The sequence below is a fragment of the Veillonella parvula genome (assembly GCF_001553335.1).
GTDB classification, from domain to species: domain Bacteria; phylum Bacillota; class Negativicutes; order Veillonellales; family Veillonellaceae; genus Veillonella; species Veillonella parvula_S.
Genome location: NZ_KQ960785.1, coordinates 113,174 through 132,429, shown reverse-complemented (window position 1 = coordinate 132,429; position 19,256 = coordinate 113,174). Strand labels below are relative to the sequence as shown.

Sequence of the window (19,256 nt, the reverse complement as noted above, 5' to 3'; positions counted from 1 at the left end):
CCACATGATTATATTAGGAAAAGGTACTGTTATTACTCGCGACGCTGATAGACCTATCATTTATGATGGTGCTATTGCTATCGACGGGACTCAAATTGTTGATATTGGTATATATGATGAATTATGTAAAACGTATGTAAATGCAGAAATCATTGATGCTCATGGTGGCCTAATTATGCCAGGTTTCATTAATGCACATCACCATATTTATTCCGCTCTTGCACGAGGTTTATCATTGCCAGGTCCGGCACCGACTAACTTCGGTGAAATCTTGGAAGGACTTTGGTTCTACTTAGATAATAAATTGACCGCTCCTGATGTAAAAGCAAGTGCATTACTTACGTATTTAGGCTGTATCGAAAATGGTGTAACTACTATTTTTGACCATCACGCAAGTTATGGTGAAGTGCCTAACAGCTTATCCATCATTGCAGATGTAGCTAAACAGTTTGGTGTTCGCTCTTGCTTGTGCTACGAAGTGTCTGACCGTAACGGTGTTGATCAGATGAAAGCCGCTGTTGCAGAAAATGTACGTTTTGGTAAAGAGGCTAAAAAAGATCCATCTAGACTCGCTGCTATGATGGGCTTACATGCATCCTTTACTCTAAGTCCTGAAACATTAGATTATGTGAAAGCACAAAATGAAGACAAGTTAGGATATCACGTTCATGTTGCTGAAGGCCCAGAAGATGTGGCAGATAGTAAAGAAAAATATGGCATGACACCTGTTAGACGCCTCGTAGAGGCAGGTATTTTAGGCCCTAAGAGCATCGCTGGTCACTGTGTACACGTAACTGACGAAGATGTGGCATTATTGAAAAAATCTCAAGCTAAGGTTGTACATAACCCAGAAAGTAACATGGGTAATGCAGTAGGCACGACAGATATCTTAAAACTATTAGATGCAGGGATCACTGTTGGGCTTGGCACAGATGGTTATACAAATGATATGCTCGAATCTTATAAAGCAGCGAATTGTCTCGTGAAACATGAGCAACATAAACCATATGTAGGCTGGGGCGAAGTACCTCATATGCTATTTGAAAACAACCGCAAAATGGCTAATGAATTCTTCGATACTACGGTAGGCATCCTTAAAAAAGGTGCTGCAGCTGACGTAATTGTTCTTGATTACGCAGCACCAACACCACTTGATGAAAACAACATCAATGGTCATTTACTATTCGGTGCTAATGGTATGTATGTGGTAACAACTATTAGTGATGGTGTACCACGCATGATTGATCGTAAATTACAAGGCATTGATAAAGCTGAAGTAATGAACGAAGTTTTAGCAACATCTAAAGGTTTATGGAAACGACTAAACCCATAACGCAAACGCTTTAAAGGAGTGTGACATTATGAGTGACATTATGTATCCGGTAAGTTTCGGAAATTTGATGAACCACATTATGACTGAGTACAAGATGTACAATCGTATTTACAATGTAAATAAAATTCATCGTACGAATCATGATCAACGCTTATCTATCTTTGGTAAATCTATTGAAAATCCTGTAGGCCCAGCAGCTGGCCCTAATACACAGTTGGCACAAAATATTGTGGCATCCTATGTAGCTGGTGCTCGTTGCATTGAATTAAAAACCGTACAAATTATGTATGGTGAAGAACTAGGTATTCCTAGACCTTGTATCTACTCTGTAGACGAAGCATATAACGTAGAATGGTCTTCTGAATATAGCTGTGATGAAGCTGCTGATGAATACATTAAAGCTTGGTTCGCATTGAAATTAATCTCTAAAGAATTAGGATTAGGTGATCCAGATGGATTTTTATTCATCATGAGTGTTGGCTATAACTTGGCTGGTATTAAGAGCCCTATGGTTGATAAATTCATCAATACAATGCGAAATGCATCTCAATCTCCTATGTGGGATACATGTAAACAATGGTGTCTTGACCATGTAGATGAATTTGAGCATATTGATGCTGATTATATCAACTCTATTAGTGATGAACTTTGCCAAGCAATTACATTGTCCACAATGCACGGTTGCCCAGCAGAAGAAATCGAATCCATTTGTTCGTACCTTATCAGTGAAAAAGGTCTTCACCTATACTTAAAATGCAACCCTACATTGTTAGGTCCAAAACGCATTAGAGAATTATTGGATAACGCTGGTTTTGAGTACATTGACTTTGAAGATCATCAATTTGAAGTTGACCTTCAATTCGATAAGGCTGTTCCAATGTTAGAGCGTCTTATCGCTCTTGGTGAAAAACACAATAAGATTTTCGGTGTTAAATTGACAAATACATTCCCTGTACAAATTCACAACGATGAATTGCCAGGCGAGCAAATGTATATGTCTGGTAAATCCTTGTTACCTGTAACAATTGGTGTAGCTGAGCTCTTAAGTGCTCAATTCGGCGAACGTTTACCTATGTCTTATAGCGGTGGTGCTGTAAAACAAAATATCAAAGCTATCTTTGATTGTGGTATTTGGCCTGTAACAGTATGCACAATTCTTCTACAAGGTGAAGGTTACAATACTTTCAAAGGCTTAGCAGACGAAGTGGAATCTACTGATTACAATGCTGCTTTAAAAGTTCATAAAGAACTTATAGCTAAACTCGCTAAAGACATCGCGGAGAACAAAATCTTCAAGAAGAGCGATGCAATGAAGAAAAAACGTGAAGCAATGCCATCCTTCCCAGGTACACGTAGTTCTGACTACCACTGCCGCGTTGTTTGTGGTGCTTGTGTTCGCGTATGTCCTAATAGATGTAATGAAGTCGTTACTGTAAATGATGCTAAATTGATTATCCATGTTGATCAAAGCTGTAATGAATGTGGTAACTGTGCGTGTCATTGCGTAGAACCTTGTCAACCATACAAGGATCGCATTACATTCTTCCACAATGCTGAAGCTTTAGCAGATAGTACAAATGATGGTTTCTACATCAAAGGCACTAGCTGTGGTTATCGCTTTAAAGGTGAAGAAGCCGTATGTGACATTGATGCATTACCTGAAGAATTGAAAGGAGCTGTACATGCCTTCTGTAAAGAGCATGTGTACTATGTATCATGATTATCATACAACAAGGGGAATTGGTCTTAACTGACAGAATCCTTACCGGAGATATATTAATTGATGGCGACAAAATTGTCGCCATTGATGAATACCTTTCTGTTCCAGAAGGGGCTAAAGTTCTTAATGCAAAAGGTTGCTATGTGTTCCCTGGATTTATTGATCCTCATACACACTTTCAAATGACAAATGCCTTGGCGTCTACTGCAGATGATTTTGATAGTGGTACAAAGGCTGCTATTCTTGGCGGCACTACTTCAATCATCAACTTTGCTTCTCCTGAGGATGGATCACTTTGTAAAGGGTTAGAAGTTCATAAGGAGCGTGCCTTAGGGCATTGCTCCTGTGACTACAAATTCCATATGGAGCTTGTAGAAATGAATGAAGAGGTATTTCATGAAATACCAAAGGTTGTAGAAGCTGGTGTATCGTCCTTTAAAGTGTACTTAGCGTATGGCTTCCGTTTAACAGATCGAGAAATTTATGATGCTATTGAAGCTATAAAACCAACGGGTGCGCTTGTAGGGGCTCACTGTGAAAACGGTGATCTTATCGATGCCTTTGTAGAAGATAAACGTAAACGTGGTGAATTAGATGTAGACAATCATCCACTCACAAGACCGGCCATGATTGAATCGGAAGCGATTAAGCGATTTAGTACAATTGGTGCTGCATTAGAGTATCCCGTGCATATTGTGCATGTAAGTTCTAAAGAAGGCGTAGATGAAGTTCTACGTGAGCGGGCATTAGGACATCAAGTGACTTGTGAAACATGTCCACAGTATTTGGTGCTTGATGAATCACGATATAAATTACCTGATTTTGAAGGGGTTAAATATGTGATGAGTCCTCCACTTAGAACGATACAAGATCAAATGGCATTGAAGGATGCACTAGTAAATGGTGTATTCCAAACCATTGGTTCCGACCATTGTAGCTTTACCTTTAATGATCAAAAATTAAAGAGTCGGTATGACTTTACCCGAATTCCTGGAGGTATTCCTGGAGCCGAAGAACGGGGTATCATTGCTTATGATGTGTTGGTTAACCAATGCAATATGAGTGCTGTAGATTTTATGAAATTAGTTAGTGAAAACCCAGCAAAGCTATATGGCATGTACCCCAAGAAGGGTACATTAGCTGTAGGTAGTGATGGGGATATAACAATTGTAGATAAGCATATAGAACATGTGCTTTCAAAAGAGTCCGCCCATACAAAGGCTGACTATATACCTTACGAAGGAATATCTGTAACTGGCAAGGTTCGAGATGTTATCCTTAGAGGTCACCATGTGGTACAAGATGGATCCTTAACAGAATCATATCTTGGTGAATGTATTCCTTAATGAGAGGAGGGCTATATATGTACCGCTTTCAAGTGAATGGCACCCAATATGAGGTTCAAGAGGATCAACGTTTAATTGATTTCTTGCGAGCTGATTTAAAGCTGACGGGCACTAAAGAAGGTTGTAGTGCTGGTGCATGTGGTACGTGTACAGTAATTATAGACGGAAAAAAAGCAAAGGCTTGTGTAAGCAAACTATCTCAATTAGATGGTAAATCAATTGTCACGATTGAAGGTTTATCTGAACGAGAAAAAGCAGTATACACCTATGCTTTTGGTGAATGCGGAGCGGTGCAGTGTGGTTTCTGTATACCAGGTATGATTATTAGTGCAAAAGTATTGATTGACGAAAATAATGACCCTACACCTGACGATGTTAAAAAGGCGATATTAGGTAATATTTGCCGTTGTACAGGCTATGTAAAAATTGAAGAGGGCATTATGCTAGCTGCAAAAATGTTCCGTGAGAACTTACCAGTTCCAGAAAAGGATACAAATGGTAATGTTGGCGCTCGTTTACACCGTGTAGATGCTGAGGAAAAAGCATTAGGTACTGGACAATACTCTGATGATATCTATATGGATGGCATGATTTATGCCAAAGCATTGCGTTCTAAATACCCACGAGCTAGAGTTGATCGTGTTGATGTATCTAAAGCTCTTGAACATCCAGCATGTGTAACGGCATTGACTGCTAAGGATGTACCATTCAATAAGACTGGTCATTTAGTACCGGATTGGGATGTACTTATCGCCGAAGATGATATTACACGTTATGTAGGCGATGCAATTGCATTGGTAGCAACTACTGAGAAGAAGTATCTAGATGAAGTATTGGCTTTAGTTGAAGTTGATTATACTGAATTAGAACCCATACTAGATCCATTGGAAGCGCTAAAACCAGATGCTCCTCAATTACATCCAGAGGGAAATGTATTATCTCGTCAAACGTTATCTCGTGGCGATGTAGATAAGGCTATTGCAGAGGCTGCTTTTGTAGTAACCAATCATTATTCTACGCCTCAAACCGACCATGCATTTATGGAACCAGAATGTGCCGTTGCATATCGTGAGGGAGACGAAATTCATCTGCATTCAGGTAGCCAAAATGTTTATGATGATCGGCGTGAAGTTGCTCGTATGCTTGGCATTCCAAATGAATCTGTAAAGGTTCATAGCATGCTCGTAGGTGGCGGCTTTGGTGGTAAAGAGGATATGACCGTACAGCATCATGCATCTCTCGTAGCTTGGCTTACAGGTAAACCAACTAAGGTTCTATTCTCTCGGCAAGAAAGTCTTAATATCCATACTAAACGTCATGCGATGGAAATGGATATTACAACAGCTTGTGATGCAGAAGGTAATCTAGTAGCAAGTAAGGTAAATATCGTTTCTAATTGTGGTGCTTATGCATCTTTAGGTGGTCCTGTACTTCAACGTGCTGGTACCCATTCTTGTGGCCCTTATCACTTTGATAATTTTGCCTTTGATGGTGTATGTGTTTATACAAATACTGTTCCTGGTGGTGCATTCCGTGGGTTCGGCGTAACACAAACTATCTTTGGTCAAGAGCAAAATATTGATGAATTAGCTGCGTTGGTAGGCATGGATCCTTGGGAATTCCGCTATAAAAATGTTGTGCGCCCTGGTGACTCATTACCAAATGGCCAAATTTGTTCCAAAGAAACCGCTTTAGTAGAATGTTTGGAAGCTGTAAAAGATGCATATTATGCCTCTGATCGTACTGGTCTTGCGGTATGTTTGAAAAATAGTGGTATTGGTGTAGGACTACCTGATACGGGTCGCGTTATTTTAGAAGTACGTGATGGTAAAGTTCGTATTCGTACGGGTGCTGCTTGTATTGGTCAAGGCATGGCTACTATGGCAACACAAGTACTTTGTGAAACAACAGGCTTAACGGCGGATAAAGTATTTGTAGAACGTCCTGATACAGTACGCACACCAGATTCTGGTACAACTACTGCATCTCGCCAAACGCTCTTTACCGGTGAAGCAACGCGCAAAGCAAGTCTTCGCTTAAAAGAAATGTTAGCTTCTAAAACATTAGAAGAACTGAATGGCGTAGAGATTTATGAAGAGTTCCTCGGTGAAACAGATCCATTTAATTCTGATAAATCGCATCCAAAAAATCACGTTGCCTATGGTTATGGTGCATGTGTAGCAACAATTGGTGAAGACAATAAGGTTGCTAATTTACATGTAGCATACGATGTAGGTCGTGTAGTGAACCCTCAATCCTGTACAGGTCAGGCCGAAGGTGGTGCCATTATGGGAATGGGTTATGCAGTTACAGAAGACTTCCCTTATAAAGAAGGGTATGTAACATCTAAATACGGTACGCTAGGACTTCTTAGAGCTACCCAATGTCCTCCAATTCATGTAAGTCTTATCGAAAAAGGGACACCAGAACAATATGCATACGGTGCTAAAGGTATTGGCGAAATCTCTAGCATTCCGATTGCACCGGCTATTGCAAATGCGTATCGTCGTATCGACGGAGAACCACGTAGGTCCTTGCCGATTAAACATACAGGTTATAAAAAATAGAACATTTGCTTAATGGTAGGGGCTTTTGCCCCTAGCCATCAAGGTTCCCACGTGAAGTCGATGAGATTTCTAAACTCTATCATGTACGATAGTATGACTATATTGTTTAACTAGTAACTAAAACGTAAGATATGAGGTGATTCTTATGAGTAAAGGTGTATCTGGTGTCGACCATGTAGATGGTATGCTGCCAATCCCGCAGTTATTCGCTTATGGTTTACAGCACGTTCTGGCTATGTATGCTGGGGCAGTAGCTGTACCAATTATTATTGCACAAGCTATGCATTTGCCAATTGAAGATTTAATTCGTTTGATTACAGCTGACTTATTTACATGTGGTGTAGCTACATTGATTCAAACATTAGGATTCGGACCTGTTGGCGGGCGTATTCCTCTTATTCAAGGTGTTACATTTGCTTCTGTAGGCCCTATGATTATGATTGGTCAACAGCATGATATCAATACGATTTACGGTGCGATTATCGTAGCTGGTCTCTTTACATTCCTTGTGGCACCATTTTTCAGTCGTTTAATTCGGCTATTCCCACCTGTAGTAACAGGTACTATCATTACTATTATTGGTATCAACTTGATGCCAGTAGCTGTTAACTGGATGGGGGGTGGCGTAGGCAATAAAAACTTTGGCGATCCACTATACATAGCTCTTGGTGTAGCTACATTTGTTCTCGTTATATTAACTTATCGATTTGGTAAAGGTTTCCTTGGTAATTTGGCAATCTTAGTTGGCCTTATTCTCGGTACAGCCTTAGCTATGATTGTTGGTATTACAGATTTTTCAGAGGTAGGACGTTCTCAATGGATTTCTGTTGTAACACCATTCTATTTTGGTCTTCCAACCTTTGACTTTGCTTCTATTGTATCTATGATTATTGTAATGCTCGTAGTTATGGTAGAAACAACTGGTGATAGTATTGCGGTAGGTGAAATTGTAGATAAACCTATTGGTCAAAATGAATTGGCTGCGGTACTTCGCGCGGATGGCTTGTCTACTATTATTGGTGGTATCCTTAATAGTTTTCCGTATACAGCATTTGCTCAAAACGTAGGTCTTATTGCTGTAACACGTGTTAAGAGTCGTTTCGTTGTAGCAGCATCTGGTGTAATTTTAATTTTATTAGGCCTTTTCCCTAAATTAGCCGCTATCGTAGCTTGTATTCCAAATGCTGTACTAGGGGGCGCAGGGATTGCTATGTTCGGCATGATTATCGCCAGTGGGATTCGTTCTCTTGGTAAAGTTAGTTTCGATGGTAACTATAACCTGATGCTAGTTGCCATTAGTATTGGGGTATCCATGATTCCTCTTGCAGCACCTCAATTCTATACACACTTTCCAGCATGGGCTCAAATTCTTTTGAAATCTGGTATCACAGCTGGTAGTATAGTAGCTGTTATTTTAAATGTAATGTTTAATGGTTTTGGTTATAAAACTATTAACGAACCTAATCGTGCGACTCGTAAATATCGCCACTTCACACGATTCAAAGGTTATCCTAAACATTTCTACCAATAAGATATAGTTAGACGAGTTTACTCTCATGCGATTATATGTATTGTCTCTCACAGTAGAAACCTTGTTAGTATAGGTAAAACATCAATATATATGTTTTCGTTTGTTAAAAAGATCTCACTCTGATTTGGAGTGAGGTCTTTTTTTATGGAATCGTATACTACTTTGGTATATAATTAAATAATATTATTGCAAAGGAGACGCATTATGAAAGACGAGCGATTTATAGTTACATATAGAATAGAAGCGAGTACATATGAAGAAGCAAAATCAATTGCTTGGGCTGTTCAAGTGGAACAAACTATAGAATTTCCTTATGAGTTTGTAACGGATACATACATTAAAGAAACTATTACTGGTCGACTAGAATCTCTTGAACCTATAGTAGAAGACTCTCCTTATATCAATGTAGGTGTGATGCCAAATGCTGTAATTGACACCTCTCGTTACTATTTGTCTCGTATTTCATATCACGTAGATACCACGGCCTTAGAGGCTACACAATTTTTAAATGTTGTCTTTGGTAATTCTTCGTTACAGCCACATATTTGGGTAGTAGATATTGAACTATGTCCAACACTTTACGATGTGTTTAAGGGACCACGATTTGGCTTACAAGGTATTCGTCGATTAGTGGAAACCCCGACGCGTCCAATGATTCAAGCCGTTGTAAAGCCGATGGGCACACCGAATGTCGAATTGGCTCATATGTGTGGCGCTTACACACGTGGTGGTGCAGATGTTATAAAGGATGATCATGGTATTTCTAATCAGTCCTTCTCTCAATATAAAGATCGTGTAAAACGATGTGCTGCTATGGTACAGGAAATGAATGCTGTACATGGTACACATACTTTATATGCTGCAAACGTATCAGGTGATGGTACAGATGTGTTAGAACGCGCTTATTTTGCCAAAGAGGCTGGTGCTACAGCTCTCATGGTGGCTGCAGGTCTCGTTGGTTTCGGTTGGTTACACAAATTAGCTACTGATGAAAACTTACGATTGCCCATTATTCATCATCCAGCTTATTCTGGTGGATTTGTAAGCCCTGGTGTATCTGGAGTAGCTGACTATTTACAACTAGGTTTATTACCTCGTATCTTTGGGGCTGATATGCCAATTTTCGTATCTTATGGTGGACGCTTTACTTTTACAGAGGAACAATGCAAGAGGATTTCCTCTTACATTAAACAGCCATTAGGTTTGATGAAAGCAGCTTGCCCGGCACCGGGTGGTGGTGTTACAGATGCTCGTCTTAATGAACTCGTTGAGCTGTACGGAAATGATACTATGTTCCTCGTTGGCGGTGACATGTTCCGTCGAGGACCAGATATTGAGGCTAATATGTCGTACTTTGTAGAGCGTTTGACTAAATTATCTGAAAGAACGTAATAATAGCTTGAATTTAAATGAGTTAATACAATATTTAACTAAATAACTAAGCTATTGACTTTTACAGAAATAATAGATTTATGATTAAGTATATGGAGTGTTTTGATGAGTGAATCATCACCGTTGGAGGTCCATGTCCTTGCTAGTGGTAGCAAGGGCAATTGTACAGTAATAAAAAAAGGGAACTCTGTCATATTGCATGATGTAGGCATTAGTTGCCGGCGCATTGTCAATGGGTTAAAAGAATTGCATATAGACATGGCTCAGGTGGAGGGCATATTCGTCAGTCATGAACATAGTGATCATATTGCGGGACTACAACAATTGCTAAAACGATTTGATCTTCCTGTGTATACGAAGCAGGGCACATGGCGTGAAATTCAAGATAAGTTAATCGTACCGAAGAATCGATTGATTGAGCTTACAAAGGGCAGTTTAACGTTGGGCGGTCTCACCGTAGAGCCGTTTTCGGTAAGTCATGATGCGGCTGATCCAATTGGAATAAATGTGTTTGCTGGGAACGATAAGGCAACTGTTGTTACTGATACAGGTGTGATTTCAGATGATATTTTACGCAGGCTTGATGATACGACGCTGTTAGTGCTAGAGGCAAATTATGATCCGCATATGTTGCGTTTCGGACCCTATCAGCCGTTTTTAAAACAACGTGTGGCTAGTGATGAAGGTCATTTGAGTAATGAAATGGCTGCACAAGCTCTACTCATGATGAAGCGTCCTAATTTTATGCAAGTTATATTGGCTCATCGATCTGAAAATAATAATAACGCTGTCCTTGTTACTCAAACCATTGGTAAAATGCTTGTGGATGGTGGTGTTCGTATTGGACCTGAAATGAAGCTGCAACATGGTCAACCTAATGAAATCGTGTCCATCCAATCTGTGAAGAGGTAAAAATGAGATTTTATATAGTCTGTATTGGTAAATTGAAGGATGCTTATTTACGTGAGGGTGTAGCAGAGTTTGTGAAACGTATGCGTCCCTATGGTGGTATTACAATTACAGAGCTGAATGAAAGTAAAATTGGAGATAAGCCGAGTGATGCGGATCGCAAACAAGTTGTTGCCGAAGAAGGAGACCGTTTATTAAAAGCGGTTCCTAAAAATGCGTATACCGTATTACTTGATGTGTATGGCAAAACGATGTCCTCTGAAGAACTCGCTAAGACGGTATCTAAACTTGAGGTGGATGGTGTGAGCGATATGGCCTTCATTATTGGTGGTGCCTTTGGGGTGAGTGATACATTACGTCAGGCTGTAAATTATAAATTATCCTTTAGCCCTATGACATTTACTCATCAAATGGTTCGATTGCTACTTGTAGAACAGATATATCGAGCATCAAAAATCAATCGCAATGAACCTTATCATTGGTAGAAGACGTATACCTAAAAATTATTTGTATAATACTTTCAGAAAAAAGGAGTTTTATTATAGTATGGCGAATAGTATAATAAAGCAAGATGTATTTGTAAGGAGGAATTCACTATGAAAATCCAAGAAGTAATGAATAAATACCCTGTTACTGTTGGCAAAGATGCGCCGATTTCTGATGTAGCTGATTTATTGGTTAAATATAATTTAACAGCGGTGTCCGTAGTGGATGATGATAATAAGTTGTTAGGTATTATCTCTGAAGGTGATTTACTATATAAAAAAGTACGTCCTCATGTGCCTCATTATGTTAATGTATTAGGCGCTAGCATCTATTACAATGGCATTGGCGAATACAATGCTCAATTCAAAAAATTATTGGCATCTCACGTTCATGAGTTGATGACTGATGAAGTAATTACAACCACACCGGATAAAGATGTAGAAGAAATTGTATCTGTTATGCTTGATCAACATTTGAAAAATGTGCCAGTTGTAGATAAAGAGTATCGTTTGATCGGGATTTTGTCTCGTCGTGACATTATCAAATTGATTGCTAAAGATAACTAATTAGCATAATTATGTAAAATATGTAAAGACCACTCATTTTGGGGTGGTCTTTTCGTGTATATTGAGAAGAATTGCATTGACCTTGCATTTATGTTATTATTAGGAGTGCATAATATACTACAGAAATTTGGGCATATTGCCCTTCGAGGAGGACATATTTTAAATGAAAGCAACTGTAAATCCTGTTGATCAACACGTAGTAACGTTAACTATTGAAGTACCTGCAGCAGAAGTAGGTAAGGGCATTAAACAAGCTGTAAAACGCATTGCAGGTCAAGTGAACATCCCTGGCTTCCGTAAAGGACATGCGCCTCGCCGTATTTTGGAAATGAACTTCGGCAAAGAAGCTATCTTGGAAGAAGCATTTGAAGTATTGGCTAGCCAAAACTATAGTGCTGCACTTCGTGAAAATGATATCGTGCCTGTATCTGAACCTGAAATCGAACGGGAACAATTCGAAGAAGGCAAAGATTTGATTTTCAAAGCTACTGTAACTAAACGCCCTGAAGTTAAACTTGGCGATTACAAAGGCTTAGAAGCAGAAAAACAAGATGCTACAGTATCTGATGAACAAATCGAAGAACAGTTGAACAATATTCGTGAACAACAAGCAAAAATGGTTGTTGCTGAAGAAGGCGCTACAATTCAAAAAGATGACTTCGCAGTAATCGACTTTGCTGGTTCCGTTGATGGTAAACCTTTTGATGGTGGTGAAGGTAAATCCTATCCATTACAAATCGGTTCTGGTAGCTTCATTCCTGGCTTCGAAGATCAATTAATTGGCGCTAAAGCTGGTGATGATGTAACTGTAAAAGTAACATTCCCTGAAGACTACTTCGTAGCAGAACTTGCTGGTAAAGAAGCAGAATTCAAAACTCATATCCATGATATTAAACGTAAAGAATTGCCTGAATTGAATGATGAATTCGCAAAAGAAGCAAGCTCTTACGAAACTATTGAAGAATTGAAAAAAGATCTTCGCACTAAAATGGAGGAAGAAGCTTCCCGTCGTGCAATCGATACTTACAATGCTGACTTGATTCAAACAGCTGTTAAAAATGCAACTGTAGAAATCCCAGAAGTCATGATTAAAGATCGTGTAGAACAAATGATTCAAGAATTGGCTATGAATATGGAAGGCCGCGGCTTGAAACTTGAAGACTACTTGAAATTCTCCAATAAAACTATCGAAGATTTACGCTCTGAATACAAAGATTCCGCAGCTGAAAACGTACGCGCTGATTTAGTATTGGATGCTATCGCAACTGCTGAAGGTATCGAAGTAACTCCAGATGATATGAACCGTGAAATCTTCATTATGGCTCAAAACTTTGGGGCAGATCCTAAAGAAGTTTGGGATATTATTGCAAAAGAAGGTCGTGTAGCTATGTTGGCAGGCTCTGTAGCTCGCAAAAAAGCAGCTCGATTCATTATTGATAATGCAAAAGGCGCTGAAGCGGCTGAATAATAGTTTGCTCAACTAGGTACATGAAAAGGTGATTACATGTATGTACCAATCGTAGTTGAACAAGGTGAACGCGGAGAGCGTTCCTATGATATTTACTCTCGCTTGTTAAAGGATCGCATTATTTTCCTTGGTGGCCCCATCGATGATAATGTGGCAAATGCGGTTATTGCGCAAATGTTATTCCTGGAAGCAGAGGATCCTGATAAGGATATCCATTTGTACATCAATAGCCCTGGTGGTGTTGTCACTGCCGGTATGGCTATTTATGATACGATGCAATATATAAAACCAGATGTGTCTACTATTTGTGTAGGCTCTGCAGCGAGCATGGGTGCTGTGCTTTTAACAGCTGGCACTAAAGGTAAACGATATGCGTTACCTCATGCGCGCATCATGATTCACCAACCATTAGGTGGTGTACAAGGACAAGCATCTGAAATTGAAATCCATGCCCGTGAGATTCTTCGCATGCGTGAAGAGTTAAATGGTATCTTAGCTTCTCGCAGTGGACAAGATATTGAAGTAGTAGCTCGCGATACAGATCGCGATAACTTCATGAGTGCTCAGGATGCCGTTGAATACGGCTTAATCGATGAGGTACTCACAAGAGAACCTGTAGAAAGCAAGTAATGGAGGCGCCCCTTGGCAAAAGATAAAGATACTATGCGCTGCAGTTTTTGTGGACGCACAAGCGAAGAAGTCCGCAAATTAGTGGCGGGTCCTAACGTGTATATTTGTGACGAATGCGTTGAAGTTTGTGAACGCATCATTGCAGATGAGTTGGGTGCGGTTGAGACGGACGACTTCAATTTAAAAGAATTGCCAACGCCTAGAGAAATTAAAGCTCATCTTGACGAATATGTCATTGGTCAAGATGATGCTAAAATCTCTTTAGCTGTGGCCGTATATAATCACTACAAACGCTTACAAACAGATAATGTAGTAGATGATGTAGAATTACAAAAGGCTAATGTATTGTTCATTGGTCCTACTGGTAGTGGTAAAACACTATTGGCTCAAACCTTAGCGAAAATGCTAGAAGTACCATTTGCTATTGCAGATGCTACAAGCTTAACTGAAGCTGGGTATGTGGGGGAAGATGTAGAAAACATCTTACTCAAAATTATTCAAGCTGCAGATTATGATATAGCTCGGGCTGAACGTGGCATTATCTATATCGATGAAATCGATAAAATTGCTCGTAAGTCTGAAAATCCTTCTATCACACGTGATGTGTCTGGTGAAGGTGTACAACAAGCATTGCTTAAAATCTTAGAAGGTACCGTTGCTTCTGTTCCTCCTCAAGGTGGTAGAAAGCATCCTAATCAAGAAATGCTTCAAATCGACACTACGAATATTCTCTTTATTTGTGGTGGAGCATTTGATGGTATGGACAAGGTTATTACTAAGCGTACCGCTAAGAAAACACTTGGTTTTGGTGCAGATGTACAGCGTAAAGAAGAACGTAATGTATCGGCTATCTTAAAAGATGTTGTACCTGAAGATTTATTAAAATTTGGTTTGATCCCTGAGTTTATTGGACGTTTGCCTGTAATGGTGACATTAGATCAATTAGACAGAGATGCATTAATTCAAATTTTAACAAAGCCTAAAAATGCATTAACAAAACAATATGAAAAAATTCTATCCCTTGATGGTGTAGAGTTAACTTTCACTGAAGATGCATTAGAAGAAATCGCTGATGAAGCATTACAGCGAAAAACAGGTGCTCGTGGTTTGCGTGCTATCATTGAAAAGGTGATGAAACGCGTAATGTTTGAGGTTCCTTCCATGCCGGAAGTAACTAAGTGCATTGTGAATCGTGAATCCGTATTAAGCACAGGTGAACCTATACTCAAAAATGAGGCAGACCAAGACATCCAGTTGAAATCGTAATTCGAAGAAACTCATTTCTGTGTAGGAATGAGTTTCTTTTCATAATATATATACCTGGAGGAAGTATGAATTTACTCGAAGTTGGGATCCCTACCGTACCTCTCAGAGGCATGGTAGTATACCCGAATATCGTGATTCACCTCGATATCGGTCGAGACAAATCCATTAAGGCGGTGGAAGCCGCAATGAATGAGGACCGCATTTTAGCCGTCGTAACTCAAAAAGATGATGCTGTAGATGCACCAACAGTTCATGATTTAGCCCAAATGGGTACATTAGTAAAAATTAAACAAATGTTGCGCTTACCAGGTGGTATAGTACGTGTTCTTGTAGAGGGCATCACTCGTATTCGTCTTATGAATATCACTAGCATGGATCCTTATTATATAGGAGACTATGAACGAGTGGCGTCTGAATTTGAAGACGATGTAGAGCTTGAAGCTTATCGTCGTTTGGTTCAAGCTAAATTTGGCGAATGGGCAGAAGAAGCTAAATCAGTTACTGATGAAGGTGTAACGCGCGTTATGGAATTACGCAATCCTTGTGAATTAGCTGACCAAGTTGCATTTCTATTGCCTATTAATAATTTGAAACGTCAAGAGTTACTTGAAGAATTATCTGTGGCTCGTCGTCTTAACATGATTGTAGGCATTTTAAATATGGAATTACAAATCTCTGATTTGGAAAATTCCATCAATAATCAAGTGCGTCAATCCATGGAAAAAGCGCAGAAGGAATATTTCTTGCGCGAAAAAATCCGCGTTATCCACGATGAGTTGGGTGATAAAGGAGATCCCGAGGAGGAGGCAGAAGAACTACGAGTTAAGTTAAAAGCACTTAACCTAAGTGAAGACGTACATACGCGTATTGATAAAGAAATTTCTCGTTACAGCCGCATGCCTCAATTGATGCCGGAAGCAACAATTTTGCGCAACTACTTAGATTGGGTATTGGCATTACCGTGGAACGAATTAACGGAAGACCGTTTAGATATCAAGGGCGCTCATGCTATGCTCGAGGCCGATCATTATGGCCTTGAAAAGGTTAAGAAACGCATTTTAGAATTTTTAGCGGTTCGTAAATTAACCGGTAAAAATAGTGGCTCTATTCTTTGTTTAGTAGGCCCACCAGGCGTTGGTAAAACCTCTTTGGCTACCTCTATTGCTAAAGCAATGAATCGTAAGTTTATCCGTGCATCCTTAGGTGGTGTTCGTGATGAAGCTGAAATTCGTGGACATCGACGTACTTATATTGGTGCTTTACCTGGTCGTATGATTCAGGGGTTAAAAAATGTAGGTACTAAGAATCCTGTATTTTTATTGGATGAAATTGATAAATTAGCATCTGATTATAAAGGTGATCCATCCTCAGCGTTATTAGAGGTATTGGATCCAGAACAAAATAGCACATTTAGTGATCACTTTATCGAAGTACCGTTCGACTTCTCTGAAGTTTTCTGGATTACTACGGCTAATGTAGCATCTAATATTCCTGGTCCATTGTTAGATCGTATGGAAATTATTGAGTTGTCCAGCTATATGGAAGAAGAAAAACTAGAAATTGCTAAGCGTTACTTAACACCTAAGCAAATTAAGAAAAATGGCCTTGAAGATTACAAGGTTAAATTATCTGATGCTGTGTTAAGAAAGGTAATTTCCGAATATACTCGCGAAGCAGGTGTTCGTACTTTAGAGAAAACAATTGCTAAGATTTGCCGTAAGATTGCTTTCAAAGTAGTTGAAGAAGGCGGAGATGCACCAAAAGTCACTACTAAGAATCTTCACGAATTCTTAGGCGCACCAATCTTTGTTGACCAAGAGCGAGAAAAGAAAGCACAAGTTGGCTATGTAAATGGATTAGCTTGGACATCTGTTGGTGGTGTAGTATTACCATGTGAAGCTACAACTATGAATGGTACCGGTAAATTGGCTTTAACTGGTAGTCTCGGCAAGGTTATGCAAGAGTCTGGTCAAGCGGCTATGAGTTATATTCGCCATAATGCAAAAGCTTTAAAGATTGAAGAAGATTTTTATAAAAAGCTTGATATTCACGTTCACTTGCCAGAAGGGGCAACCCCTAAAGATGGTCCTTCAGCAGGTATTACAATGACATTAGCTATGGTATCTATTTTGACTAACCGCAAGGTTCGTTCTGATATTGCCATGACTGGTGAAATCACATTGCGTGGCCGCGTATTACCAATAGGCGGCTTAAAAGAAAAATTATTAGCAGCCTTGTCTCATGGTATAAAAGAGGTGTTGATTCCAAAAGGCAATGAAAAGGATATTGCAGAATTACCTGACATTGTGAAAGAAGGCCTCATCATTACGCCAGTTAAGACAATGGATGAAGTATTAGCAAAGGCACTTGTGTAATGCAAAAGAAGAAAAAATCCACTAAACCAATGGGCCCAAAACCACAATATACACGAAAAGAACCAAAGGGGCCTCGTATTATAGCTGCAAAATATAATACTTCCTGTGTGAAGGCGGATCAATATCCTGAAGGGGATACCGTAGAAATCGCCTTCCTTGGACGCTCTAATGTGGGCAAGTCTTCGTTGATTAATTCTTTATGTAACTATCGTGGGTTAGCCCTCGTTAGTGGTCAGCCAGGTAAGACTAAGACGATAAACTACTTTGATATTGAATCAAAAGAGGATATTTCTGAAACCGAGGAACGCAGATATAACTGGTTTCTCGTTGACCTTCCTGGTTATGGTTTTGCAAAGACAAATAAAGGAAACCGCAATTTGTGGTCTTCCTTTATTGCCGATTATATTTTACATTCTGAACGATTGATGTTGTTGTGTTTACTTATCGATGGTCGCCATCCTGAAATGACCATTGATAAGGTGGCCTTTGATTGGCTCGTCGAAGCCGGTGTTCCGTTACAAATTGTAGTGACCAAGGCCGATAAATTGACGGCTAAAGAAAAGTCTGCAAACTTGTCTATTATTAAAGAGCTATATCCAACGGCTACCCCGCCGATTTTGTACAGCTCTTTAAAGCATACTGGACGTGAGCTTTTACAACAACGAATCAATAAAATTTTGGTAGGAGATGAAGCATGAGTCAAACGAACGAATTAGAGATTATGGAACGCATTGCTCTAGATTTAGAGCGTGTCGAAGAGTCTCTTGCATCATCTTTTAATACCGGTGCAGAGGACTTCAATGCACTGATTCGACCGTTATCAGCAGCAGGTGGTAAGCGTTTGCGCGCTCAATTGTGTCTATTGATTGCTAATGCAGGTACATCTATAGAGCGTCAACGCATTAAAATTGCTGAGGCTGTTGAAATGCTTCATTTAGCAACACTTATCCATGACGATGTTTTAGATCAAGCTGAAATTCGCCGTGGGAAGGATACAATTCACATGCATAAAGGCAATAAGGTAGCTATCCTTAGTGGTGATTATTTATTTGCTAAAGCATTTAAAATCGTATCTGAAATGACGAATATGAAGTATCTTCAAGTATTCTCTCATATTATTACATGCCTCGTAGAAGGTGAGTTCATGCAAATGGAAGATGTATATCGCATCGATCAAGGCATAGAGCGTTATATGACAAAGACGCAAAAGAAAACAGCAGACTTCATGGAAGGCTGTATGGAGCTTGGTGGTCTCTTAGGAGATTGGCAAGAGGATGAAATCATAGAGTTGAAAAAATATGGTCATGCATTAGGCATGGCATTCCAAATTACAGACGATATTATGGATTATCGTGAAACAGCGGAAACGACGGGAAAGCCTGTAGGGAATGATCTTCGAGAGGGACTATTGACATATCCGTTATTAAGCATCGTTAACGATGGTAATAAAGATAAATTGCTTGAAGATATTAAAGGCTTAAATAATGGTGGTAATGAGCAAGACATTATTGATTATGTTATTGCTCAAGGTGGCATTGATAATACATTAGCTGTAGCTGATAAATATTGTAAAGATGCTCTAGCGGCACTCGCTGCAGTGCGTGATTTCCCAGGGAAGGAATTCCTTGTGATGGCTGTAGAAAATCTAGCTGATAGAAAGGTATAAT

Annotated in this window: 15 protein-coding genes; all 15 read left to right on the top strand. The window is 39.5% G+C overall.

From position 1 onward, the window contains the following. Positions 1-4: 4 nt before the first annotated feature. Positions 5-1,333: a putative aminohydrolase SsnA gene (gene ssnA, locus HMPREF1865_RS03595; RefSeq protein ID WP_060919219.1), complete on the top strand. Its 1,329-nt coding sequence runs from the start codon at positions 5-7 to the stop codon at positions 1,331-1,333. Positions 1,334-1,361: 28 nt separating this feature from the next. Next, positions 1,362-3,053 (top strand): hypothetical protein, encoded by a 1,692-nt coding sequence (locus HMPREF1865_RS03590; protein ID WP_060919218.1) that lies wholly within the window; start codon positions 1,362-1,364, stop codon positions 3,051-3,053. After that, positions 3,050-4,399, top strand: coding sequence for a dihydropyrimidinase (hydA, locus tag HMPREF1865_RS03585; RefSeq protein WP_060919217.1), 1,350 nt, complete (start codon positions 3,050-3,052; stop codon positions 4,397-4,399). Before HMPREF1865_RS03590 ends, hydA begins: the two co-directional genes overlap by 4 nt. 17 nt (positions 4,400-4,416) lie before the next feature. Further along, positions 4,417-6,966 carry a selenium-dependent xanthine dehydrogenase gene (xdh, locus tag HMPREF1865_RS03580; protein ID WP_060919216.1) on the top strand — a complete coding sequence of 850 codons (2,550 nt, stop codon included), beginning with the start codon at positions 4,417-4,419 and terminating at the stop codon, positions 6,964-6,966. Between the two features lie 145 nt (positions 6,967-7,111). Continuing rightward, complete coding sequence (locus tag HMPREF1865_RS03575) at positions 7,112-8,497, top strand: nucleobase:cation symporter-2 family protein (protein ID WP_060919215.1); 1,386 nt, start codon at positions 7,112-7,114, stop codon at positions 8,495-8,497. 204 nt (positions 8,498-8,701) lie between these two features. Next, positions 8,702-9,889 carry a RuBisCO large subunit C-terminal-like domain-containing protein gene (locus HMPREF1865_RS03570; protein ID WP_060919214.1) on the top strand — a complete coding sequence of 396 codons (1,188 nt, stop codon included), beginning with the start codon at positions 8,702-8,704 and terminating at the stop codon, positions 9,887-9,889. Between the two features lie 105 nt (positions 9,890-9,994). Then, a complete protein-coding gene (locus HMPREF1865_RS03565; RefSeq protein WP_004698746.1) occupies positions 9,995-10,801 on the top strand; it encodes an MBL fold metallo-hydrolase in 807 nt (268 codons plus the stop codon). A 2-nt stretch (positions 10,802-10,803) separates the two neighbouring features. Continuing rightward, positions 10,804-11,283 carry a 23S rRNA (pseudouridine(1915)-N(3))-methyltransferase RlmH gene (rlmH, locus tag HMPREF1865_RS03560; RefSeq protein ID WP_060919213.1) on the top strand — a complete coding sequence of 160 codons (480 nt, stop codon included), beginning with the start codon at positions 10,804-10,806 and terminating at the stop codon, positions 11,281-11,283. Between the two features lie 111 nt (positions 11,284-11,394). Continuing rightward, positions 11,395-11,850 (top strand): CBS domain-containing protein, encoded by a 456-nt coding sequence (locus tag HMPREF1865_RS03555; RefSeq protein WP_004696521.1) that lies wholly within the window; start codon positions 11,395-11,397, stop codon positions 11,848-11,850. 163 nt (positions 11,851-12,013) lie between these two features. Continuing rightward, entirely contained in the window at positions 12,014-13,318 is a 1,305-nt protein-coding gene (gene tig / locus HMPREF1865_RS03550) for a trigger factor (RefSeq protein ID WP_060919212.1), read from the top strand. Positions 13,319-13,354: 36 nt separating this feature from the next. Beyond that, positions 13,355-13,948, top strand: a complete 594-nt coding sequence (clpP, locus tag HMPREF1865_RS03545; RefSeq protein WP_004696517.1) for an ATP-dependent Clp endopeptidase proteolytic subunit ClpP — start codon at positions 13,355-13,357, stop codon at positions 13,946-13,948. 12 nt (positions 13,949-13,960) lie between these two features. Then, a complete protein-coding gene (gene clpX, locus HMPREF1865_RS03540; RefSeq protein WP_008601448.1) occupies positions 13,961-15,214 on the top strand; it encodes an ATP-dependent protease ATP-binding subunit ClpX in 1,254 nt (417 codons plus the stop codon). Between the two features lie 65 nt (positions 15,215-15,279). Further along, on the top strand, positions 15,280-17,589 hold the full coding sequence (gene lon / locus HMPREF1865_RS03535; RefSeq protein ID WP_004696511.1) for an endopeptidase La: 2,310 nt from the start codon (positions 15,280-15,282) through the stop codon (positions 17,587-17,589). Next, the gene (yihA, locus tag HMPREF1865_RS03530) at positions 17,589-18,287 is read left to right on the top strand and encodes a ribosome biogenesis GTP-binding protein YihA/YsxC (RefSeq protein ID WP_081094598.1); all 699 of its coding nucleotides are present in this window, start codon (positions 17,589-17,591) and stop codon (positions 18,285-18,287) included. The genes lon and yihA overlap by 1 nt, the downstream gene beginning before the upstream one ends. Next, positions 18,284-19,255 (top strand): polyprenyl synthetase family protein, encoded by a 972-nt coding sequence (locus HMPREF1865_RS03525; RefSeq protein ID WP_060919211.1) that lies wholly within the window; start codon positions 18,284-18,286, stop codon positions 19,253-19,255. The genes yihA and HMPREF1865_RS03525 overlap by 4 nt, the downstream gene beginning before the upstream one ends. Position 19,256: the final 1 nt, after the last annotated feature.

What these genes read in the sequence shown, in the direction of transcription:
- ssnA (WP_060919219.1), top strand. Translation starts at nt 5, where the DNA reads ATGATTATATTAGGAAAAGGTACTGTTATTACTCGCGACGCTGATAGA.
- HMPREF1865_RS03590 (WP_060919218.1), top strand. Translation starts at nt 1,362, where the DNA reads ATGAGTGACATTATGTATCCGGTAAGTTTCGGAAATTTGATGAACCAC.
- hydA (WP_060919217.1), top strand. Translation starts at nt 3,050, where the DNA reads ATGATTATCATACAACAAGGGGAATTGGTCTTAACTGACAGAATCCTT.
- xdh (WP_060919216.1), top strand. Translation starts at nt 4,417, where the DNA reads ATGTACCGCTTTCAAGTGAATGGCACCCAATATGAGGTTCAAGAGGAT.
- HMPREF1865_RS03575 (WP_060919215.1), top strand. Translation starts at nt 7,112, where the DNA reads ATGAGTAAAGGTGTATCTGGTGTCGACCATGTAGATGGTATGCTGCCA.
- HMPREF1865_RS03570 (WP_060919214.1), top strand. Translation starts at nt 8,702, where the DNA reads ATGAAAGACGAGCGATTTATAGTTACATATAGAATAGAAGCGAGTACA.
- HMPREF1865_RS03565 (WP_004698746.1), top strand. Translation starts at nt 9,995, where the DNA reads ATGAGTGAATCATCACCGTTGGAGGTCCATGTCCTTGCTAGTGGTAGC.
- rlmH (WP_060919213.1), top strand. Translation starts at nt 10,804, where the DNA reads ATGAGATTTTATATAGTCTGTATTGGTAAATTGAAGGATGCTTATTTA.
- HMPREF1865_RS03555 (WP_004696521.1), top strand. Translation starts at nt 11,395, where the DNA reads ATGAAAATCCAAGAAGTAATGAATAAATACCCTGTTACTGTTGGCAAA.
- tig (WP_060919212.1), top strand. Translation starts at nt 12,014, where the DNA reads ATGAAAGCAACTGTAAATCCTGTTGATCAACACGTAGTAACGTTAACT.
- clpP (WP_004696517.1), top strand. Translation starts at nt 13,355, where the DNA reads ATGTATGTACCAATCGTAGTTGAACAAGGTGAACGCGGAGAGCGTTCC.
- lon (WP_004696511.1), top strand. Translation starts at nt 15,280, where the DNA reads ATGAATTTACTCGAAGTTGGGATCCCTACCGTACCTCTCAGAGGCATG.
- yihA (WP_081094598.1), top strand. Translation starts at nt 17,589, where the DNA reads ATGCAAAAGAAGAAAAAATCCACTAAACCAATGGGCCCAAAACCACAA.
- HMPREF1865_RS03525 (WP_060919211.1), top strand. Translation starts at nt 18,284, where the DNA reads ATGAGTCAAACGAACGAATTAGAGATTATGGAACGCATTGCTCTAGAT.